Origin of the sequence: Sorangium sp. So ce145 (assembly GCF_051525985.1) — a bacterium.
Lineage (GTDB): Bacteria > Myxococcota_A > Polyangia > Polyangiales > Polyangiaceae > Sorangium > Sorangium cellulosum_B.
This window is the reverse complement of the sequence record NZ_CP150315.1, coordinates 2,520,923-2,542,397: the sequence shown is the minus strand read 5'-3', so window position 1 is coordinate 2,542,397 and position 21,475 is coordinate 2,520,923. Positions and strand designations below refer to the sequence as shown.

20 protein-coding genes are annotated in these 21,475 nt (G+C 71.2%); 18 read left to right on the top strand and 2 right to left on the bottom strand.

Going from position 1 to position 21,475, the window contains the following annotated elements:
• The first annotated feature begins 16 nt into the window (after positions 1-16).
• Positions 17-160, top strand: a complete 144-nt coding sequence (locus tag WMF34_RS09730) for a hypothetical protein (protein WP_157906572.1) — start codon at positions 17-19, stop codon at positions 158-160.
• A gap of 8 nt (positions 161-168) precedes the next feature.
• On the opposite strand, the gene WMF34_RS09725 is transcribed toward WMF34_RS09730, so the two are convergent.
• Positions 169-846 carry a hypothetical protein gene (locus WMF34_RS09725; RefSeq protein ID WP_437993099.1) on the bottom strand — a complete coding sequence of 226 codons (678 nt, stop codon included), beginning with the start codon at positions 844-846 and terminating at the stop codon, positions 169-171.
• A gap of 718 nt (positions 847-1,564) precedes the next feature.
• Here WMF34_RS09725 and WMF34_RS09720 point away from each other — a divergent pair.
• The 15 genes from WMF34_RS09720 to WMF34_RS09650 all read left to right on the top strand — a co-directional run bounded on the left by WMF34_RS09720 (position 1,565) and on the right by WMF34_RS09650 (position 18,991).
• Positions 1,565-2,209 carry a hypothetical protein gene (locus tag WMF34_RS09720; protein ID WP_437993098.1) on the top strand — a complete coding sequence of 215 codons (645 nt, stop codon included), beginning with the start codon at positions 1,565-1,567 and terminating at the stop codon, positions 2,207-2,209.
• Positions 2,210-2,359: 150 nt separating this feature from the next.
• On the top strand, positions 2,360-3,412 hold the full coding sequence (locus WMF34_RS09715; RefSeq protein ID WP_437994625.1) for an NAD(P)H-dependent flavin oxidoreductase: 1,053 nt from the start codon (positions 2,360-2,362) through the stop codon (positions 3,410-3,412).
• A gap of 85 nt (positions 3,413-3,497) precedes the next feature.
• Positions 3,498-4,526 (top strand): hypothetical protein, encoded by a 1,029-nt coding sequence (locus tag WMF34_RS09710; protein WP_437993097.1) that lies wholly within the window; start codon positions 3,498-3,500, stop codon positions 4,524-4,526.
• A 48-nt stretch (positions 4,527-4,574) separates the two neighbouring features.
• The gene (locus WMF34_RS09705; RefSeq protein ID WP_437993096.1) at positions 4,575-5,480 is read left to right on the top strand and encodes an ATP-grasp domain-containing protein; all 906 of its coding nucleotides are present in this window, start codon (positions 4,575-4,577) and stop codon (positions 5,478-5,480) included.
• 149 nt (positions 5,481-5,629) lie between these two features.
• Positions 5,630-6,169, top strand: coding sequence for a 2'-5' RNA ligase family protein (locus tag WMF34_RS09700; protein WP_437993095.1), 540 nt, complete (start codon positions 5,630-5,632; stop codon positions 6,167-6,169).
• Positions 6,170-6,328: 159 nt separating this feature from the next.
• Positions 6,329-8,005: a protein kinase domain-containing protein gene (locus WMF34_RS09695; protein ID WP_437993094.1), complete on the top strand. Its 1,677-nt coding sequence runs from the start codon at positions 6,329-6,331 to the stop codon at positions 8,003-8,005.
• A gap of 73 nt (positions 8,006-8,078) precedes the next feature.
• On the top strand, positions 8,079-9,146 hold the full coding sequence (locus WMF34_RS09690; protein WP_437993093.1) for a tetratricopeptide repeat protein: 1,068 nt from the start codon (positions 8,079-8,081) through the stop codon (positions 9,144-9,146).
• Positions 9,143-10,291, top strand: a complete 1,149-nt coding sequence (locus tag WMF34_RS09685; RefSeq protein WP_437993092.1) for a hypothetical protein — start codon at positions 9,143-9,145, stop codon at positions 10,289-10,291. The genes WMF34_RS09690 and WMF34_RS09685 overlap by 4 nt, the downstream gene beginning before the upstream one ends.
• Before the next feature lie 195 nt (positions 10,292-10,486).
• Positions 10,487-11,209, top strand: a complete 723-nt coding sequence (locus WMF34_RS09680) for a hypothetical protein (RefSeq protein ID WP_437993091.1) — start codon at positions 10,487-10,489, stop codon at positions 11,207-11,209.
• Positions 11,142-11,738: a hypothetical protein gene (locus WMF34_RS09675; RefSeq protein WP_437993090.1), complete on the top strand. Its 597-nt coding sequence runs from the start codon at positions 11,142-11,144 to the stop codon at positions 11,736-11,738. Before WMF34_RS09680 ends, WMF34_RS09675 begins: the two co-directional genes overlap by 68 nt.
• Complete coding sequence (locus tag WMF34_RS09670; RefSeq protein WP_437993089.1) at positions 11,735-12,568, top strand: hypothetical protein; 834 nt, start codon at positions 11,735-11,737, stop codon at positions 12,566-12,568. Before WMF34_RS09675 ends, WMF34_RS09670 begins: the two co-directional genes overlap by 4 nt.
• A gap of 180 nt (positions 12,569-12,748) precedes the next feature.
• Complete coding sequence (locus tag WMF34_RS09665; RefSeq protein WP_437993088.1) at positions 12,749-15,769, top strand: carboxypeptidase regulatory-like domain-containing protein; 3,021 nt, start codon at positions 12,749-12,751, stop codon at positions 15,767-15,769.
• 120 nt (positions 15,770-15,889) lie between these two features.
• Positions 15,890-16,810 carry a LysR family transcriptional regulator gene (locus WMF34_RS09660; RefSeq protein WP_437993087.1) on the top strand — a complete coding sequence of 307 codons (921 nt, stop codon included), beginning with the start codon at positions 15,890-15,892 and terminating at the stop codon, positions 16,808-16,810.
• A gap of 121 nt (positions 16,811-16,931) precedes the next feature.
• Complete coding sequence (locus WMF34_RS09655; protein ID WP_437993086.1) at positions 16,932-18,059, top strand: 2Fe-2S iron-sulfur cluster-binding protein; 1,128 nt, start codon at positions 16,932-16,934, stop codon at positions 18,057-18,059.
• Positions 18,060-18,091: 32 nt separating this feature from the next.
• On the top strand, positions 18,092-18,991 hold the full coding sequence (locus tag WMF34_RS09650; protein WP_437993085.1) for a sterol desaturase family protein: 900 nt from the start codon (positions 18,092-18,094) through the stop codon (positions 18,989-18,991).
• 34 nt (positions 18,992-19,025) lie between these two features.
• Here the strand turns inward: WMF34_RS09650 and WMF34_RS09645 are convergent, their stop codons facing one another.
• Positions 19,026-19,385, bottom strand: a complete 360-nt coding sequence (locus WMF34_RS09645; protein ID WP_437993084.1) for a hypothetical protein — start codon at positions 19,383-19,385, stop codon at positions 19,026-19,028.
• A 232-nt stretch (positions 19,386-19,617) separates the two neighbouring features.
• On the opposite strand from WMF34_RS09645, the gene WMF34_RS09640 reads away from it, so the two are divergent.
• Together WMF34_RS09640 and WMF34_RS09635 are read left to right on the top strand one after the other, a co-directional pair.
• Positions 19,618-20,856, top strand: coding sequence for an eCIS core domain-containing protein (locus WMF34_RS09640; RefSeq protein ID WP_437993083.1), 1,239 nt, complete (start codon positions 19,618-19,620; stop codon positions 20,854-20,856).
• The gene (locus tag WMF34_RS09635; protein ID WP_012234473.1) at positions 20,850-21,413 is read left to right on the top strand and encodes a hypothetical protein; all 564 of its coding nucleotides are present in this window, start codon (positions 20,850-20,852) and stop codon (positions 21,411-21,413) included. The genes WMF34_RS09640 and WMF34_RS09635 overlap by 7 nt, the downstream gene beginning before the upstream one ends.
• The last annotated feature ends 62 nt before the right edge of the window (positions 21,414-21,475 follow it).

The following is a 21,475-nucleotide window of genomic DNA, read 5'->3' as shown; positions in this document are numbered from 1 at the left end:
AGGGTGCCGCCGGAGCATGACACCGCTGCAAGGGCACCTCTACTGCGGCACGATGAGCGGCACACCGAACAACCCGACGGTGCACGGCGGGCCGGCCGTCAGGTTCCGGGAGAGGCAGAACAGCGCGTTCATGCAGTGCGCGACGCGATCGACGCCCTGACCGGGGCGTCAGCGCCTCGCGCGCCGGCGACGATCGATGAGCGCGGTCACGATCGGGAACAGCGGCAGCGCCATCAGCACGTAGAACCCCGGCTCATCGAACGCGGGCCCGCGCGGCCGGTAGATGCCGCCGCTGAGCAGACACGTCGCGAGGTACGCCACCAGGATGGCCGCCCCGCACAGGCTCCACAGCCGCAGGTCGATCGGCGCTGGTGACGAGGCACGCGCGGCCCGCGGCGTGGCGTCCGGCGCGTCGAGGACGCCGCGCCACCGCTCGACGTCCCACAGCGCCAGCCCGACCAGGCCCGCGAACATCAGCGTGACCACGCTCGCCGTCGGGACGACCGCCGTGCTCCAGCAGAACGCCAGGATCGCGCCCGTCACCGGCAGCGCCAAGAATGCGCCGGCCGTCGCGAACCGCTGCGTCATGAGCAGCGTCGCGGCGACCAGCTGGACCACGCCCACGAACGTGTAGAAGTGCCCGGTCGCGTGGAACGCGTGCAAGAACTCGTGGAACGGGCCGCGATTGCCCGGATCCGTGAACGGCTCGCCGAGGATCTTCTTCAGCCCCGCCGGCAGGAACGCGAAGCCGATCAGGATGCGCAGGTTCACCACGGCGAGGTGCGCCCACCGGCGCTGCCGGAGCCAGGCGACCGTCGCCTCGATGCGGTCCATCACGGAGTCCACGGGCCGCGCAGTGTAGCCGCGCCGCGCACGCCGCGGATCGGAAACCGTGGAACTCTCGGCCGTGTCTGGCGTTGGGCGGCCCGCCCATCCACGGCGGCCACGACAGTTCCGGCAAGGTTGGGCCAGCCTCGGCATCAACATCGGGGGCACGCTCGTCGGCTGCCTGCTCGGAGCGGAGGCCGCCGGCACTTCGTCCTTGCCCCCCCCCGCGACCTGCCTCGAACATATCGCCAAGGCCAGTCGAACCCGCACACCGGCGGCGAGCCGTGGTCGGACGGCTCTGCTCCACGACCATGTTGAACGACTTACCGAACTGTCCACTGGACAGACCTCGTCCCGCGGCCTCGGCCGACCAATCGACTGATAGTTAGACAAACTAACCAACCTGCGCATGAAAGCGACACAAGCACCGCCACTCGTGATATTTCTGTTGCACGCCGGATGTGCCCGAAATGGCCCGTCGCCGCTGCCCCACGGCTCTGCAACTCGACCGCCAACCCCCGCCCAAGAAATATCAAATAATAGCTCGCCAGCATCGGAACAGCCAGGCCCGCCAAGCGCTGCCGCGCAAGACGTTGTCAGCCTGCAAATCACCGCTGTCGCGAGCAGCCCTGGCTCCCACGCGTTCCGACTTCGCGAACGAGCATTGGTGTGGCTCAAGGCGCCAGGGTGCCCTGCTACGGGTATCACGCCGTCACTTCGGCAAGGCAGCACGGAATTGACGAGGATCGAGGAAGAGCGCACGATCGAGCTGCCGGCGGGCGTTTATCAACTTGGGTTCAGCTGGCCAGACGTGGGTGCCCCCAGAGACATCAGCAACTGTGCCGTCTTCTTCCAGGCGCGGTATCTCGCGGAGGCGTCATGCGCCGCGAAAGACGCGCTATTTGGGGTTCTTCCGTTCGACAGCGAAGCGCCCAGCGTCGAGTCGATCGGCGACATCAACGCGGACGGCCGCGAGGACCACAGGGTGACATTCAGCGCGTCGCCAACACAAATGGGAACGCGCGTGGTCGTGTCCCAGGAGCCTCCGGCATGCGTTCGCACCGTGTTCGACGGCGTTGGCCATGTAGTGCCTCTGCCTGAATCGAAACATGGATGGAAGCGGCTCTATTTTCTGGAATCCGAGCATCTGGCGACTGGCGCCCCGGATTGGCTCGCAAGGACTCATGGCTCGACGTGGTCCGTCACGTGGCACCTCGACTATGAAACCAGCTCTCAGTCCTACCGCAAGAGCGATGCCCCGGTTCGTTGCGAGCGAGCTGACGGTGTCCAGCGCGCCCTCGGAGATCCAGGCCCGAATCCCCGAGCCACGCTCATCCCCGACACCTCATGTCGACCTTCGTACTGGCAGAGGAACGACTAGCGCATCGTGCAGGTGAGCATGTGCCGCCCAACCCGGCGTTGCCACCGATGGGCCGTTCGCTTATGCTCAGATCCCACGGCCGAACGCTCTTTGTTGGGCGAAAAAGTACAAAAGCTGGACTCTGCCTCGGCAGTGGATCTGGAGATTCTCATGACGACGCTGCACGAGCTCCTTGGAATCGATCTTCCAATCATCCAGGCCCCCATGGCCGGCGTGCAGGGCAGCGCGCTCGCGGTCGCCGTCTCCAGCGCTGGTGGGCTCGGTTCGCTGCCCGGCGCCATGCTGAAACCGGACGCCCTGGGCAAGGAGCTGGCGGCCATCCGAGCGCAGACCACGAGGCCGTTCAACGTGAACTTCTTCTGTCACACGCGGCCCGAGCCCAACGCCGAGCAAGAAGCGATCTGGCGTGCCCGGCTCTCGCCGTACTTCGCCGAGCTCGGCGTCGACGCAAGCGCCATCCCGACCGGCCCCGGCCGGTTGCCCTTCAGCGATGAGGCCGCGGATGTGCTCGACGAGATCAGGCCTGCTGTGGTGAGCTTTCACTTCGGCCTGCCCTCGGAGGCTTTGCTCTCGCGGGTGCGCCGCTCGGGCGCGAAGATCCTGTCCTCTGCCACGACGGTCGACGAGGCGCGCTGGCTGGAGGCGCGCGGCGTCGACGCGGTCATCGCCCAGGGCATCGAGGCGGGCGGTCATCGCGGCAGCTTCCTGTCCGACGATCTCGGCGTACAGCTCGGCACCTTCGCGCTGGTGCCGCAGATCGTGGACGCCGTGAAGATCCCCGTCATCGCCGCCGGCGGCATCGCGGACGCGAGGGGTGTCGCAGCGGCCATGGCGCTCGGTGCGGCCGGCGTGCAGATCGGGACGGCCTACCTGTTGTGCCCCGAGGCCACCACGAGCAGGGTCCATCGCGCGGCGCTCGCGAGCGGCGCAGCCAGGATCACGGCGCTCACCAATGTATTCACCGGGCGGCCCGCTCGGGGCATCGTGAACCGCATCATGAGGGAGCTTGGGCCGATGAGCGGCGCCGTGCCAGCTTTTCCCTTGGCGACATCGGCCATCACCCCCCTGCGCGCCAAGGCCGAAAGCGAGGGCAGCGGCGACTTCTCGCCGCTCTGGGCGGGGCAAAACGCCAGCGGGTGCAAGGAAGTGCCAGCGGCCGATCTCACGCGACAACTCGCGGGTGCACGCCGAGGTGCACGCTGACGCCACCCAGCCTTCCGATGGATCCGACAGGCGCCCGCGGCGCCCGCGGCTCATCCGCCGACGATGGGGTGAAAGGCTCCTCTTCGTGTATCCTGCAGCGACCATGTGCTGCACCTTCTCCCCCGCGAGGCTCTCCAGCACCCTCCTCTATGCCGGCGATGCGCGGTGGAACGGCCTTTACGTCCACGTCCTCGCCTACCAGAACACGGCGTCGACCTCCGGCCCGAACGCCATGATCCTGCCGATCCCGGCCACGCGGATCGGCCCGCAGAACGCGGTCGACACGCGCCCGTTCCGCACCTTCCTCGAGGACATCCGCCAGGCGACGCGCCGGCCGATCCCGCCAAGCTACGGCCCGCCGCCGTTCGCCGCGGTCGGGGCCGCCCGGGCCGTGGTCTTCGACGTGGGCAGCTATGCGGTGGTGCTCGCCGAGTCGCCGCGCGCGGTGCTCTCCGTCCTCGGGCAGGTCCCGGAGCCGAAGCGGCCTGCGCTCAACGACCGCATGCTTCAGGCGTTCGAGGCCTACTACCCCGGCTGGCCGGTGGCGGTCTGTTGCTGGAACGGCGACCTCCAGCCCGAGCCGCTCCTGTGGTGGTACGAGCCCAGGTACCCGGAGTGGCTGTTCGCGCCCGCGCTCGACGCGCACGATGGCAACCCGCCCGATCTCCGGGCGACGGTCGAGGTCGATCACCACATCGCCTTTGGCTCGGCCCTGAAGCCCGACGGGCAGCCGGTCCGTTACCGCGATGAGGCGGGTGCGCACCGGCCGCTCTTGCCCTCGAGCGTGCACGGCACGGAGCTGCGGTCCCGGATGAGCAACGGCGATTTCTGGGCGCGGCGCGACCAGCTCGGCGGGCCGGCGCTGCGTTGCGTACCGGGCGACAAGGCGGGCGCGCCGATCGCGCTGAACGGCTGGGAGGGAGCTCCACCGCCCTGGCTACCGCCGGAGCCCATCGTGTGGAACTGGAATCCGCCGTCGACCCGCCCGCCCATGCCGCCGCGTCCCGATGGAAAGAGGCACTGCTCGAACTGTGACTTCCTGCTCGATCCCTCGGCGAAGCTCTGCACCATGTGCGGAACGTGGATGGATGTCGAGGGAGCAGCCCAGAGCTGAGCTCGACAGCCACGGACGAGCGATCTGAAGTCGGATAGAGTCTGCGAGATGCTCCCCGCCCCGCTCGTCCTCTTCCCGAGCAGCCCGCTGCACCCGACCGCGCCGGACAGCGCCTTCGAGGAGGAAGCCCGGCATGCCGCCAGCGCGGGCTTCGACGTCGGCCTCATCGACCTCGAGGTGTTCCTCGGCGGCGACGTGAAGCTCCGCCGGGTGCCGGAAGGCCCGGGCGAGGTGCTCTACCGCGGCTGGATCCTGGGCCTCGATGCTTACCGATGCATGAGCGAGGTCGTCGCCGCGCGCGGCCGGCGGTTGATCACGGAGCCGGCGGCGTACCAGCACTGCTACCACCTGCCCGAGTGGTACGAGGCGATCGGCGGCGCCGAGCACACAGCGCGGTCGATCTGGATCCCGGGCTCCACGTTCGACCTCGAGGCCGTCGTCGTTCACGTGCGAGAGGCGTTCGGAGCGGGCGCCGTGATCCTCAAGGACTATGTGAAGTCCCGCAAGCACGAGTGGTTCGACGCCTGCTTCATCCCGGCGGCGGACGACGAGGCCAACGTGCGGCGCGTCGTGGGCAACTTCCTCCGCCTCCAGGACGACCACGTCGTCGGCGGGCTCGTCTTCCGGGAGTTCGTCGAGCTGCGACGCATCGGGCTGCACCCGAAGAGCAGGCTGCCGCTGGTGAACGAGCATCGCTTCTTCGTGCTCGACGGCCGGCCGTTCTACGCGGCACCGTACTGGGCCGACGGTGACTATCCGGGTGAGCCGCCGAGCGCCGACGTGCTCGCGCCCGTTCTCGGCCGCGTGCGCAGTCGCTTCTACGCGGCCGACGTCGCCGAGAAGGAAGGGGGCGGCTGGATGCTGGTGGAGCTGAACGATGGCGGGTCGGCGGGCATCCCCGAGGGCGGGGCCGCGGACGCGTTCTACCGGAGCCTGCGCGCGGCGCTCGGCTGAGGAGCGTCTCGTTGCTCGATCCGAGCCATCCGCCGCGAGCCGCCACCCGGCGCACGCCCTGAGCGGGCCGTAGCCGGACGGGGCGCTCACGCGAGCTCCGGCGCCCGGCGGCTTGCCCGCGAGGCGCGGCGGCGCAAAGGGTGTCGGCCATGGCGCATGAGACGGCGTTCGCTCTGTGGCTCATCCCCGGCGGAGCGCCGGCCGCGCGGCTCGAGGAGCTCATCGAGGCGCTCGCCCGGGAGACGGGGGGCCCGGCGTTCGCGCCTCACCTCACCCTGCTCGGCGGGCTGCGCGGCGACGGCGGCGCGCTGGCCGCGAAGCTCGGCGGGCTGCGCGGCGACGGCGGCGCGCTCCGCCCCGTCGCGCTCGAGGCGCGCGGCCCCGCCACCGGCGGCACCCGCCACCAGTGCGTGTTCCTCGACGTGACGCCGTCCGAGCCGCTCGCGGCGCTGCGCCGCGCGGCCGGGGCGGCGCTCGGCGCGAACGCGAACGAGGCCCCCTTTCGCCCGCACGTGAGCCTCGTGTACGGCGAGCTGCCGGCCGCGCGCCGAAAGGAGCTCGCCGCGGATCCCCGGGTGCTTGCGCTCGCCCACGAGGTGTGGTGGGCCGACCGGCTCGAGCTGTGGGCCGTGGCGGGGCAGACCGAGCGCTGGCGCTGCGTCGAGGGCGTCGCGCTGGAACGCCGGTGAGATCTCGCCGGCGCGGGTGTCATGCCTGCCCACCACGCGCCCCGACGCACGGCGCCGCCGCAGCGGAAGCGTCGACGAGGGATTTCCGCCCTGCGCGCAGATCGCGGCGCGCCGAAGTATGTGATCTCGTGGATCTCGGCTAGCCTAGGGCCCATGGCGATGGCTCCCGTTGCTGTGGGCGACGTCCTCGCGGGCAAGTACCGCGTGGAGCAGATCGTTGGCGCCGGTGCGATGGGCACGATCGTCGCCGCGTGGCACCTGGAGCTGGAGCAGCGGGTCGCGATGAAGTTCCTGCACTCGCTGCGGTCGGACGGCGGCGACCCGGCGGAGCGGTTCCGGCGCGAGGCGCGCGCGCTGGCCAGGATCAAGAGCGAGCACGTGGCGCGCGTCCTGGATGTCGGCTCGCTGGAGGGCGGGATGCCCTACATGGTGATGGAGTTCCTGGAGGGGAACGACCTCGCCCACGAGATCCGGGCGCGCGGTCCGCTGCCCGTGATGGAGGCCGTCGGGTACATGCTCCAGGCCCTCGACGCGATGGCCGAGGCGCACGCCACGGGGATCGTGCACCGCGATCTCAAGCCGGCCAACCTGTTCCTCTCGCTCCGGCCCGACGGCGATCGGGTCATCAAGGTCCTCGATTTCGGTATCTCGAAGTCGCTGCTCGGCATATCGCGCGACCAGGTCGCGCTGACCCAGACAGCGTCGCTCCTCGGGTCGCCGCTCTACATGTCTCCCGAGCAGGTGCGCTCCGCGCGGGACGTGGATACGCGCGCGGATATCTGGTCTCTCGGCGTGATCCTGTACGAGATGCTGACCGGGCGGACTCCGTACGACGGCGACTCCGTCGCTCAGCTCTTCCACGCGCTGCTCTACGAGAACGCTGCACCGGTCGCCCAGCTGCGCCCCGACGTCCCGCGCGAGCTGGACGCCGTGGTGATGCACTGCCTCGCCAAGGAGCGCGAGCAGCGGTGGACGAACGTCGGCGATCTGGCGGCCGCGCTGCTCCCGTTCGGCCCCGCCACGGGCCACATGCACGTCGACCGGGCGCGCCGCATGCTCGGCAGCTCCTCGGACCTCGCGCGGCCGTCGCTCCTCCAGGCCGGCGTGCCGAGCGGGGGCGCCCAGGGCACCGGATCGCGCCCGTCCATACCGCACGGGGGCCCGCCCTTCGCGCCGGCCTCGCCGTCTTCGCCGTCCTTCGCGCCGGGCACGCCGCCCTTCGCGCCGGGCACGCCGCCCTTCGCGCCGGGCACGCCGCCCTTCGCGCCGGGCACGCCGTCCTTCGTGCCGCCCTCGCCCAACGCGGAGACGGGGCCGACGGTCAACTCGTGGAGCAACTCGGGCCATCCGGTGCGAACGGTCCGCAACGGGGCCCGCGTCGCCCTGGCCATCGCCGCCGGCGCGTTGCTGGTAGGGGCCTCGCTCGGCGCCCTGTTCTTCCTGCGCTCCGGGCTCGCCACCGACCAGGGACAGCCCCCCGCAGCCGCGTCTGCGCCCACCGCCGAGGCCACGGCTGCGCCCACCGCCGAGGCCACGGCGGCGCCCGCCGCCGAGGCGACGGTGAAGGGCGACGCGCGCGAGGCTCCCGGCGCCACCGGCGCCGCGCCCGAGGTGGCCGGCGGTTCTCCAGCCCCGACCGCGCCTGCGGCCTCCTCCAGCGCGCCCGCGCCGCCGCCGACGGCGTCCTCCGGCCCGGCGGCGCCGCTCGCCGCGCAGCCCAGCGCGCCTCGGGCGACCGCCACGGCCCGGCCCGTCGGGCGCGCGCAGCCCGACGCGGGGGCGCGCCCGGAGCCGACGCGGAGCAATTCGATCAGCGACTTCGGCGGGCGGCGCTGAGCGTGGCGCTCGCGTCGATCCGGCGACGGCCCCGAGGCTCGTCGTGGCCAGCTTGGAGGAGAACACGGGACGTATGAGGCGTACGAAACGTCGTCAGCGAAGCATCGCACACTGCGTCGGCCTGGGTCTGTGCGCGGCGTTGTTCGCCGGGGGGCTCCCCGCGCGGGCGGAGCCGAGCGCCGCCGACAAGGCGACGGCGGAGGCGCTCTTCGACGCGGCGCTCGACCTGATGAAGCAGGGGCGCAGCGCGGAGGCGTGCCCGAGGCTGGAGCAGAGCCAGCGCATCGATCCAGGCATCGGCACGCTCCTCTACCTGGCCGAGTGCTACGAGAACACCGGCCGCACGGCGAGCGCCTGGGCCACGTTCCGGCAGGCCATGTCGGAGTCGCAGGCCGCGGGGCAGGCCGACCGCGCCCGCAAGGCGCAGGCGAGGGCGGCCCGGCTGGAGCCGGGCCTGTCGAAGCTGAGCATCGGCGTCGCCGCGGAGAACCTCGCGATCGAGGGCTTCAAGGTGCGCTCCGCCGGAAAGGCGGTCGATCCCGCGGTCTTCGGCGTCGCGATCCCCGTGGATCCGGGCGAGATCGCGATCGAGGCGAGCGCCCCGGGCCACGAGACCTGGACGGCGACCGTGAAGCTCGGGGGCGACAAGAAGGGCCCTGCGAGCGTCGATGTCCCGGCGCTCAAGCGGATCGAGGGGCCGCCGCCTGCGCCCCGCGATGCGCCGCCTCCCGAGGCGGCGGGCCCTGCGCCGGCGCGCGGCGCCCCTGCGCCTGCGCCGGCGCCCGCGGCGTCCGGGGGCGACACGGCGCGCTTGATTGGCCTCGTCGTGGGCGGCGCGGGCGTCGTGGGGCTCGGCGTCGGGACGTTCTTCGGCGTGAAGGCCATCTCGAAGAACAGCGACGCGGAGAGCTACTGCAAGGGCGGCAACACGTGTGAGGACGAGCGCGGCGTCACGCTGACCGAGGAAGCCAAGAGCGCCGCCACCGTGTCGAACGTCGCGTTCGGGCTCGGGGCGGCGGCGGCGATCGGCGGCGCCGTCCTCGTGTTCGTCGTCGCGCCGAGGCAGGCCCCGCCCGTCCAGGTGGGGGCGTTCGTGGACGCGCGCAACGTCGGGTTGCGCGTGGGAGGTACGTTCGAATGAGACGCATGACAGGGCTCCTGTCGCTCGCCCTGCTCGCCCCGCTCTCGAGCCTCGCGTGGCTCGGCTGCCAGGCCATCGCCGGCATCGAGGACCGCTCCTTCGACCCGGGCAGCTCGGACACGGGGGGCGGGCAGGCGCCCGTGAGCGAGCAATGCGCGTCGTACTGCGCCGACGTGATGGAGAGCTGCACGGGAGAGCACCAGGTCTACGCCACGCTGGCGACCTGCCAGGGCGTGTGCGCGCTGCTCCCGGCGGGCGATCCTCTGGAGCCCGTGGGCAACACGGTCGCGTGCCGCGCCCGCCAGGCGGAGCTGGCCGGCGCCACAGGCGAGGTCGGGGTGCACTGTCGGGCGGCGGGCCCGGGCGGCGACGGCGAGTGCGGGAGCAACTGCGAGAGCTACTGCGCGCTGCGGGCCGCGGCGTGCACGCTCGAGGTCGCCACCGAGGAGGAGTGCGTCGCCATGTGCGCCGGGCTCAAGGAAGTGGATACGTTCGACGTCATCGAGAACCACGACGGCGACACGCTGCAGTGTCGCCTCGTGCACGTGAGCTCCGCGACGGTGGACCCCGAGGAGCACTGCCCGCACGCGAGCCTGACGCCGGTGCAGCCCTGCGGCGATCCGGCAGGGACGACGCCGAGCTGCGAGGACTTCTGCCGGGCGGCCATGACGTCGTGCACGGGTGATCTGGCCGTCTACGAGTCGAGAACGCAATGCCTCCTTGTCTGCTTGGCGCTCCCTCCCGGCACGACGGAGGACCGGACCGAGAACACCGTGGGCTGCCGCAAGTACCACGCCTACAGCGCCATGCTGGCGCCGACCACCCACTGCCCGCACACGGGGCCTGGCGGAGACGGCCATTGCGGGGCCGACGAGCCGGGCTCGGGCGTGACGGGCAACTGCGTGTCGTACTGCACGCTGTTCGAGGCGGCCTGCAAGCCGACCCTCGGCGAGGCGTACGAGGGCTGGGGCGCGGCGTGCCAGGACGAGTGCAGCGCGATGACGGGCGCCGCCCACGATTCGGGCTACTCCGTCGCGAGCGCCGAGGGCGGCGACACGGTCGCTTGCCGGCTGCTCCACGTGAGCCGCGCGTTCGAGAACCCGGACGAGTGCGCGGCGCTGGCCGACGGGACCGCCTGCCAGTGAGGAGCTGCGGTGGATGGCCCGCCCGCCATCTACCGCGTCACGGCGGCGTGACGAACGGCGCCGGCCCCGCTACTCACGCGCTCGGCGACGAAGAGGCGCGGAGATTCAGGAGACCCCTGACACGTCCGTCGGGAGCGGCGTCCATGGACGCGCTCAGCGAGCCTCGATAGAGTCCGCCGCCCTGAGGAGGACGAGATGCACGTGCGGACGCGTCGAGCGCTCGCGCTTGGGATGACCGGGGGGATCCTTGCCGTGCTGGTTCCGGCGTGCACCATCCACCTACGACCGGCGGATCGAGAGGAGATAGAGGACGAGCCCGCGGAGAACGACCCGGCGGAGCGCCCTGACGAGGACAGTGAGCCTGGCGGCGGCTCGGCGACCGATGGCGTCGACGACGAGCCGCTGTCCCCGGAGGAACAGGCGTACGAGGAGCTGCTGAATGTCGATCCCCAGGAGCTCGCTCTCAAGACCATGGCGACCTCCTACGCGGCGGTGATGGTCGCGAGCCTCGTCGAATCCCAGGTGCTCGATCCAGCGGCCGTGGATGAAGGGGCGATCGCATCGCTGACCGAGCAGTACGCACTGACCGGTTGGGACGCGGCGCGCACCTGGATGGAGACGCCGGAGGCGGTCACGCTGGCCGCGAACGACGGGATCTACCCTAACTTCGCGTGCTTCGATGAGCCGTATTCGTGCCCCCAGACCACCGAGTGTCCGTTGAGCAACGGCGAGCAGGCATTCTGCATGGTGACATATTGCGACAAAGGCGCATGCCCCTGGTGCCCGTGGGGGCTCGGAAACCTCGTCTTCAAGTCCGTGTGTGCTTACGGCTGCCTTAAGCACGGCAACCATGTCGCTGGAGCATTCATCCTGGTTTCGCACTTTGGGCCCGGCGAAAAGCACTGCACCTACTGGTAAGCAAAAAAAAAAAAAACGAAGACCACCTCAAAGAAAAAAAGAAGAGAAAGATACACTAACACTTATGAGCGGCGAGGGTAGAGAGAACACCGAGGACACGGCCGACGCCATCAACGCCACTTATTGGATATGGGCGTTCGCCTCACCGCGCATCTACAGGACGTTCAGCCGCGTACCTCCTCGCGAGCACATCCTGCGCATGCTGGACCTCTACATCTCCTACGTGAAGAAGGGCGGCCACCACACGGCGCCGCAGTTTCAACCCGTACACTACGAGCGCCGCCTGCCGCTCGCGATGCGACTGCGCGAGCTCTTCGAGCACTGGACGCAGCCTGATTTGGCCCAGGAGATGGTGGACATTTCCCGGGCTCTCATCGAACATGAAGGAATCAAGCCGCCCGCGTGCGGGTGGGATGCACACGAAGACCCGGAGGCAGACGGGATCAAGTACGAGGACTCGCTTCTCTGGCCGGAGGGTGTGCCGGCCATCCTCAAAGGCCAGTGGCCGCCGAAACAATCCAAGCGTTGATTCAGACTCGGGTTTCGCCCTTCTTGTGGCCTATGGAAAGCCTTGGTTTCGGCTTCGAGCGCGCGACGGGCGGCCGATCTTCCACCTCTCCGGCCGGGGAAGAACTTGGTAGGAATTCGCTCGAACGTCTTGATCTCGGCCAAATTTTGAGGCTCACGTCCGCTGACTCCCCACAAAAAGAGCGAAACGCGAGTCAGATCCGGGAGCCCCTCATGCCGACCACGTACTCGATGAACATCGCCGGCGCCGCCGCGCTCTCCGCTGCCCTCTCCGTGCTCGCGGGAGGGTGCAGAGCCCCTGGCGACAGCTCGCCGGCCGCGGCTGAGCCGCCCGAATCGCGCAGCGCGAACGGCGCGGGAGAGGCGACGGGCAGCCGAGGCGGAGAGACCGTTCAAGGAGGAGCGGCAGGAGCGCCCGCGCGTGTCGACCCCGCCCCCGCGCAGCTCCAGGCCATGATGGACCGCACACGCAAGCACGCCACGGTGACCGCGGGGTTCGCCAACACGATGGCTGCCTTCGCTGCGCCCCGGGTCATCGCCAGGGCGAAGAGCCTTCCGAGCCGTGAAGAAGTGCTCCGGTGCATCGATGCCTATCTCGAGGTGATCGCGGAGACGAAGCAATCCCCTCAAGCGGAGGGGAATCAAGGCACGATCAACGCCGAACCCTATGCCCTCAAGCTCCGTGATCTCTTCGCCGCCTGGACGCCCGCCACGACCGTACCGACCGCGATCCAGAAAAATGCGCGCGACGCGCTCGATGCGCTCGGCATCCCCGACCCCCCCGAGGGATGGGACCAATTCGAGGGAGATGGCGTTTCGAGCTCGCCGTAGCGCCGCGCGCCGCCTCACGGCGGCATAACGAACGGCGCCGGCCCCGCCACGGCGGCGCGAGCGCGAGGTACTAACGCGCCGTCATCCTGCTCCCCGGGACGAGGCCCCGCCGCGCGTGCGCGCGATGGATTAATGATCCCGGCGGCAGGGGGCCATGGACGAAGGAGGGGCAGTCAGGCCATGAAGAGAGCGGAAGCGAGACGGTGGCTTGCCCTTGCCGTGCTCGGGCTGGCGGCGGCGGGGATCCTGGGCCTCTTCTTGTGGCTCCGCGCCGGAGACGCGCCGGCGGAAGGCCCCGCGCCTCCGGCGAGCGCCGCTTCGACGCGGGGAGCGCGGCGCCTCCGCGCGAGGGACGCGCCGCCGCCGACGCTCGGGAGCATCGCGGGGCGGGTCGCCGATGCGGCCGGCTCGCCCGTCGCCGGAGCGCTCGTGTGCGCCAGCGCGAGCGGCGGAGCGAGCGGACTGACGCCGTTCGATCTGGGCGAGCCGACGTGCGCGCCCGCAGGAGAGGACGGCCGCTACCAGATCGCGGATCTCTCCCCCGCGCGCTGGACGATCTTCGCCTCGGCGCCGGGCCACCGCCCGGCGAGCTACACCTCCCCTGCCCCGGACCGCGCCCGCTGGCTCGATCTCCGCCAGGGAGAGGCGCGCACCGGCGTCGATCTGACGCTCGTCCGCGGCGGCGTCGAGGTCCGGGGCCACGTCAAGGACGTCAGCGGCGGGCCCATCGCCGGGGCGCTCGTCATGATTCATGGCTTCCTGGGGTCGCACCAGGGCGCCGCGGTGACCCGCTCCGACGCGGATGGCTCCTTCTCCGCGTGGACCGAGGAGGGATACTGCCTGGCGCGCGCCACCGCCGACGGGTACGCCGAGGGGTCGCAGCACGGCATGGCGCCGGGGCCGCCGCTCGAGATCTCGATGACGCCCGGCTCGGTGATCGAGGGGCGGGTCGTCGAGGCGGGGTCGGGCGCGCCGATCGCCGGCGCGACGGTCCGTCCCGGGATGGCGCAGCGGTGGGGCCCCGGGGAGGTGAAACCCGTGTCGAGCGACGCGGAGGGGCGCTTCCGCATCCCGGGCCTGCCGCCCGGGCGGTACAAGCCCACGGCGCGCGCCGCGGGCGGCCATGGCCAGGCGCGCGCGAGCGTGGTGCTCGGGATCGGCCAGACCGCGAGCGAGGTGGTGATCGAGATGCACCCCGCCAGCAGCGTGGCCGGCCGCGTGGAGGTCGCGCCCGGGGGCGGGCCCTGCGCGAGCGGCTCCGTCACCCTGTTTCACGAGGGGAGCGGCTGGCTCCCGACGGTCCTCGGAGCCGACGGTTCGGCGCGCTTCGAGGGGGTGCTGCCCGGCTCGTACCAGGTGGTGGTGCTCTGCCAGGATCACGCGTCGGAGCCGGCCTACCCCGCCGTGGAGGTCGGCGAGGCGGACATCGAGGGACTCGTGTGGACCGTCCGCGCCGGGCTGTCGCTCCGCGGCCGGGTGGTGGACCGCGACGACAAGCCCGTGCGCGCCATGGTCCACGCGAGCCCGACCGACATGGGGGGGATGCAGCCGATGCAGCCCGGCCCCGTCGGGCAGAGCGATGACGACGGCCGCTTCGTGCTCCGGGGGCTCCTCCCTGGCAAACACAGGGTCATGGCGCACTCGAACGATCACATTCCGCCCGAACCGGTGATGGTCGAGCTCGTCGATGAGGGCGCTCCCGAGATCACCCTCGTGATGGACAGCGGGGGTCGCGTCGAGGGCACCGTGACCGACGAGGACCGCCGTCCCGTTGCAGGCGCGGACGTCATGCTGAGCGCGCAGCAGCCCGGGTGGGGCGGCCCTCCGAGAAAGTCGCTCGCGGACGGGACATTCGTGATCAAGGGGGTCGCGCCGGGCGCATACCGGATCTGGGCCATGCAGGGGGGTATGCCCATGAGGGCGCCAGGTCAGGCCGGCGGCGGCGACCCCGGGGTCGCGGTCACCGTGAAGGCAGGGGCGGCCGCGCGCGTGAGCCTGGTCGTGGAGCGCCAGAACGGCGAGATCCACGGGCGCGTCGTCGACGGGAGCAGCAGGCCGGTGGCGGACGCGTTCGTCAATGTCCAGCGGGAGCCCGAGGGCGCGGGCGAGCCGGGCGCCCCGGCCCCTCCGCCCCCGCCGCCGGAGAGCATGGGGCCCTACGCGCCGGTGCTCACCGATCCCGACGGGGAGTTCGTGATCGGGAACCTGGGCCGGGGCACGTACACCGTCCAGGCGCAGCGCCGCGGAGGGGGCCGCGCCGCCGTCGAGCACGTCGAGGTCGGCCGCACCGTGACGCTCACGATCCAGGAGACAGGCACCGTCTCCGGCGCCGTCTCCAGCCCCGGCGGCGCGCCGCCCGATCAGTTCACGATCCGCGTCACGGGCCGCGAAGTGCCGTTCTTCCGGAACGAGTCCTTCTCGTTCACGGACGGGGCCTGGACGATGAGCGACCTGCCGGCGGGCAGGTACGAACTTGCAGCCGACGCCCCGGAGGGGACGGCCACGGGCGAGGTGACGCTGGCGCAGGGGGAGCAGCGGAGCGGGGTGGTGCTCACGCTCGCCGGGCGCGTCGCGCTCCGGGGTCAGGTGGTGTCCCTGGAGGACGGCGCGCCCATGGCCGGGGTGACGGTGCACGCGTACCCGCGCGCCGGCGGAATGGCGCCCTCGCCGGTGCAGCAGCACGAGGTCACCGACGGAGCGGGTCATTTTCACCTCGACCGCGTGCCCAGAGGTCCCCTCGCGCTCATGCTCATGCCCGCGGATCCGATGAGCTCGGCGTTCGATGCGGCGATGATCCCTGTCGATGTGCAGCCGGGCGCGGAGACCGACGTCGGGCGGTTGTTCATGGCGAAGCGCCGGATGAAGCACGACGAGCCTCCCGGCGATCTCGGGTTCGCGGTCGAGCCGCCCCGGTCGCCGATGGATGTGGCCATGCGGCCGCACAAGGTGGTCGAGGTGCGCCGCGACGGTCCGGCCGCGGCGGCGGGCCTGCAGGTGGGAGACGTGATCGTCTCGGTGGACGGCCACGATGTCACCGGCAAGCTGGGGTATCTGGTCGGGCCCCTGCTCCGCGTGCCCGCGGGGACCCGGGTGACCCTCGGGCTCTCGCGCGGGGCGCGCGTGGCCCTTGTGGCCGCGGCGATGCCGCCGCCCCCGGGCGTCGGGCAGGGCGGCATCGAGGCCGCGCCCGGGCCACCGTAGGCGCCGGCCGCTACCTCCCGGTGCCCAAGAGGTCTCGGGGATCTCCCTCATGGACCGTACACGCACGCCGCTCGGGCCCTCGGCGGCGGGTGTCTGTCGGGGCAGCGCTACCCTCCCCGCATGAACGCACCGCCGCTGCCTCGCCTGCGCGCCGTGGACCTGAACCTGCTCACCGTGCTGGACGCCGTGCTCACCGAGCGCAACGTGACGCGGGCGGCCGAGCGCCTCGGCATGACCCAGCCGGCCGTGAGCAGCGCGCTGAACCGGCTGCGCCTGCTGTTCAACGACGATCTCATCGTGCGCCGCGGCAAGGAGATGGCCCCGACGCCGCGCGCCCTCGCGCTCGCCGGCCCGATCCGCAAGGCGCTCGACCTGATCCAGGCATCACTCGCCCACACCGGCGCCTTCGATTGCACGGCGAGCCGTACCTTCAGGCTGGGGATCACCGACATCGGAGAGGCCCTCCTCTTGCCTCGTTTTCTGCAGTGGCTCGAGCAGCTCGGCGCCCGCGTCCGGCTCGATTTCTGTCGCGAGCCCGGGACCTCGCTGCAAAACGAGATGCGGCTCGGCAAGATCGAGCTCGTCCTGGATCACATCGCCATCCCGGGCGAGGAGTTCCGGCGAACGCGCGTGCTCGACCTCGAGTTCGTCACTCTGGTGCGCCAGGATCATCCCACCGTCGGACCCTCGCTGACCCTCGACGAGTACATGGCGCTCGAGCACGTGATCATCGAGCCGCGCGAGGGCCAGACCAACCTGGCAGAGCAAATCCAGGCCGCCGTTGGGCGAGCCCGGTGCGTGCGGGTGCAGGTCCCCCGCTATCTCTCGATGCCGTTCATCGTCTCGCAGTCGAACCTCGTCTGCACGTTGCCGCTCCCCCTGGCGCGGCTGTTCGAGCAGCACTTCCCCGTGCGGGTGGTGAGCTGTCCGCTCCCCATCCAGCCGATCCCGCTGTTCATGATGTGGCATGCCTGTCAGGACGGCGACCCGGCCCACGAGTGGCTCCGGCGATCCCTCATCGAGCTCTGCGGCCGCGTCTGACGCGTCCCATGCGGGCGGGCTCGGCCGGAATAGAGGCGGGCGGCCATGGATTCCGCGGAATATTCACGCCGGCAATCTGCCTCATACCATCTGCTGATTGGGCTTTTCGGTTGCCGCCTCCATGAAGCCACGTGCAACAGGGAGCCACGACATCGTGAAAGCCATCTCATTCGGCGGCCGGACGAGGGGTCGAGCCGGGACCCTCCAACTCCTGGGCAGCGATCGCTCGGCCCGTATCGAGGCAGGAGAAACGCTGCTCAGCGCAGCCGTGCGCGGGAACATCCCGCTTCCACACATGTGCGGCGTGGGCGAGTGCGGCACGTGCAAGTGCCGCCTCATCAAGGGGCATATCCGCCTCAAGAGCGATATCTCGCGCCACGTCGCGCCCGAGGAGATCTCTGCCGGCTTCGTGCTCGCCTGCCAGAGCCTGGCCGTGTCGGAGGACGTGGCGGTCGAGGTCCCGGGGGTGGGCCGCGGGCGCTCGACGGATCGAGCGCCGGCGCAGATCGACGCGAGCGTCGCGCGCGTGACGCGGCTCGCGCCCAGCGTCCTCGCGCTCGAGGTCGACCTCGCCTCGGACGTCCGCTACGTGGCCGGGCAGTATGCGCAGCTCACGGTCCCCGGCGTCCCGGGGCTCGGCGAGCCGCGCTGTTACTCGTTCGCCGAGGCGCCGGATCGGGCCTCGCCGCGCAGGGCGCTCTTTCATATCCGCCACGTGCCGGGCGGCGCCTTCACCGGTTGGCTCTTCGGGGCCGATCGCACGGGCGCGCGCCTCTGCTTCTCGGGGCCCCACGGCAGCTTCCGCTATCACGAGGCCGATCGGCCGCTCCTCTGCGTGGCAGGAGGCACGGGGCTCTCTCCGATCAAGGCGATCCTGGAGCAGGGGGTCTCGGATGGGCTCGCCCGCGACGTGACGCTGGTCGTCGGCGCGCGCACCCGGCAGGATCTCTATGCGCTCGACGCCATCGCCTCCATCAAGGCGCGATGGCGAGGTCGATTCGTCTTCATCCCCGTGCTCTCGCACGAGCCCGAAGGCTCGAGCTGGACAGGGCGTAAGGGGCACGTCACCGACCACCTGCGTGAGGTCGCCGCGGGCCACGCCGATTGCGCGGCCTACGTGTGCGGGCCGCCCGGGATGATCGATGCCGTGCTCGACGTGCTGCGCGGCGAGATCCCGCGGATGCACTTGCATCACGACAGATTCCTGGACCGCGGCTCGGTGGCTCGCGCCGCCGCTGCGGTCGCCTGAGCCAGGCCACGACGCTCGAAAGGAGAGCTCTCATGCTCCACGGTACGGTGTTCGTCCTCGTCTTCCTCGCGCTCTTTGCCGCCCTCGAGCTCGCGCTCGGCCTGTATCGGCGCACAGGCGTGCTCACCATGCGGGAGCTCGGCGCGAGCCTCGTGTCCGTCGGCGCCTACCTCGTGATCCGCGGCGCGTCCTTCGTCGCCGTGACCTGGGCGCTCGGGGCGCTCTGGCCCGCCTCCGAGGGCGCGCTCGCCGGCGTGAGCTCCTGGCTGGTGTTCCCGATCTACGTGCTCCTCGATGAATACGGGATCTACTGGGTACACCGCAAGAGCCATGAGCTGCCCTGGCTCTGGCGGATCCACAAGCCGCACCACGTGCCGCGCAACATGAACATCGCGGTCACGTACCGGGAGAACTGGAGTTGGCATGTCCTGTTGCCGGGCACGTGGATGGCCCCGCTCGTCGTCTGGCTCGGCCACCCTGGCGCCTATATCGTGGGATTGGCCTTCAGGACGATGATCGTGCTGGCGGAGCACAGCGATCTCCGCTGGGACCTGCACCTCCAGCGGAGCCGCTCCACGCGCCCTGTCATGCGGATCCTCGAGCGCATCGTCTCGCTGCCCGACACGCACCATGTGCACCACGGGGTCGGCCGCTTCGGCAATGCCACGAAGAACTATGGCGCCGCCCTCATTTGCTTCGATTGGATCCATGGGACGCTCATGATCCCGCACGCGCGCCAGGAGGGCTTCGGGCTCCCCGAGGGCGCGCCGGTCGAGCCCTGGACCGAGCAGCTCTTCTGGCCGTTCGTGCGCTCGACGAAGGAGAAGGCGGCTCGTCGCCGGCCGATCGAACAGACGTCACCGGAGGCCAACGTCGCCGGGGCAGAGGCGGTGATTTACACCGTCGATGGCCGCGCTGTCGTCGTGAGGTGAGCCCTGCCAGACGGCGCGCCCGCCGCCCTCCGCCTCACGGCGGCATGACGAACGACGCCGGCCCCGCCACGGCGGGGGACGGGTCCTTCCGGTAGCGCTCCAGCAGCTCGCGCCGGTCCGCGTTCCAGCCGTTCTTCGGCGACGCCGCCTGCGCGAGCGCCTTCCAGGGGAGCAGGCGCGACGCGAGGCCGAGGTACTGGGGCACGGCCAGGGCGTCCGCCTTGAGCGCCGCGAGGAGCCCCTCGCCGACGGCGACGTGGTGCTTCGCGGCGTACGAGCCGAGCCGCTGCGAAAGCGCAGGCAGGAACGCCACGAGGTGCCGGCGCCTCGGCGAGAGCTCCGCGAGCCGCTGGACGACGATCGCGACCTCCCCCGGCTGCATCGTCGCGAGCACCGCGGACAGCGCCTCCGCCGCCTCCTCGGGCGCGGGCGAAGCGCGGCCGCTGTTGCCGCCCCCGCCGGGCGGGCGTACAACCTTCCGTGCCCGCGGCCTGACAGATACGCGAAGGCGGATCCGAGACGAGCAAGGAGCTCCCATGTTCACGTTCGCCCAGAAGTGGAGTCCGTCTGCCGCTCGCTTCACTTCCTCGGAGCCCACGCCTCGATATGCCGCCAAGGCACCCCCGGTGAGCCCATCCTGCGGCTTCGATTTCACGCGCATCTCGCTCGTGCCGCAAGCGCAGGGCATGGCGCTCCAGCGGGCGATCGGCGGCCAGCCCGCGACCGCCCCGCCGGCGGGGCGCCTCCAGCGGAAGTGCGCGGAGTGCGAGGAAGACGAGAAGAAGAATCTCCAGCGCTCGAAGGACGGCCGGGGCGAGGAAGGGGCGCTGGGTACCCAGAGGGCGGTGGAGGTCACCCGGGGCGGCGGGGAGCCCCTGCCGAGCGCGGTGCGCTCCCACTTCGAGCCCAGGTTCGGGCACGATTTCAGCAAGGTGCGCATCCATCGGAGCACGGAGGCGGCCGCGGCCGCACGTGGGGTGCAGGCGCGGGCGTACACCATCGGGAGCGACATCGTGTTCGGAGATGGGCAGTACGCTCCGTCGACAGCAGAGGGCCAGCGCCTCCTGGCGCACGAGCTGACCCACGTGGTGCAGCAGGGCGGGGCCGCGTCGATCGGGGGAGGGACGCTCCAGCGCGACACGGCGCCGGAGGCCGCCGCGCCCTCGGCGTCGGATCGGGAGCTCGATGACGTCATTCGGGTGCTCGAGGGGCGCGTCAGCAGCGCCTCCACGGGGCAGGACGGGGCCAGCCCGGCAGGCACCCTCCACGCGCTGCGCAACGTCCGGGCGAGCGGCACGGAGTCGCAGAAGGCGGCCGTCATCGCCAAGATTCACGAGGCGGCCGAGCAGCAGAAGGCGAAGACCACAGCCGCCGGCGGCGCCCCGGTCGCGGAGCCTGGCGAGACCCAGCGCGAGATGCAGCGGAAGGGCGTCGAGGTCTCCACGCCGGAGGACCCGCTGGAGCGCGAGGCGGATCGCGTGGCGGCGAGCATCGTGGATGGGGGAGAGAGCGCCGGCGCGATCACGGCGATCGGCCCTGGGAGCGCCCAGGCGAAGCTGATCCAACGGCAGGCCGAGGCAGGCGCGCTCGTTCTTGTCGAGGCCGGCCCCATCGGCTGGGTCATCCTCGGGGCCATCGTCGTCGGCGTGGGCATCTATGCGGCGACGCGGACATGCCCGCCGTGCCCGGCGCCGCCGGGGCCGGAGATCGACCGTGTCCCTCCCAGCACACCCCACTTCCCGTGCCCGGGCGACCACTGGCACTACTACGTCTACAACCAGAACCCGGTCACCTGCCAATGCTTCGGGCCGAGGCGGATGTTCGGCGGGTGCTGCGGGATCGGGGTGCCAGGAGCGCCATGCTGAGCCCGGTGGTCCTCTATGGGTTCGACGCGCGCCTCCGCCTGGACGCGGAAGACCCGCAGTGGACCCAGGACCGGCGCGAGCGCTACCTGCTCCGACCCGACCTGCCGCGCGTGCTGTCGGTGGATCGGCTCGTCTGGCCGGCGGTCCCCGCGGCCCTCACCACGGATGGCCTGGCCCCCGACTACTTCTCGGACCTCGGTGCGCTCCGGCGCCGCTGTGATGGAGCAGCGGCGATCATCGCGCTGGCGGTGAGCGAGCACGACGAACGGGCGCGGGCGCTGGAGATCCCCTGCCAGCCGGCGGAGATCGACCCGGCGTGGAGGCTGCTCGGCTGGGACGTGGCCGACAGCGGACTGATCAGCGGGCTGTCGAACTGCGGGTTCCTGCCGGACACCGACGTGACAGCGCTTCGCCGGGATTACGGGCCGCGCCTGAACGAGCACGGGCTCTTCCGCGAGCGCGCGGACGCCGAGGCGTTCCGGACCCTCTCCGATGCGCGGGTGAAGGAGCACGCGCCGTTCTTCGTGCACCGGATTCTCCTCGTCGAGGAGCGCTGAACGGCCGTCGGGGGGCGTGCCGACGCTCGCCAAGCTCGACCCGGTGTCTCTCTGGACTTCGG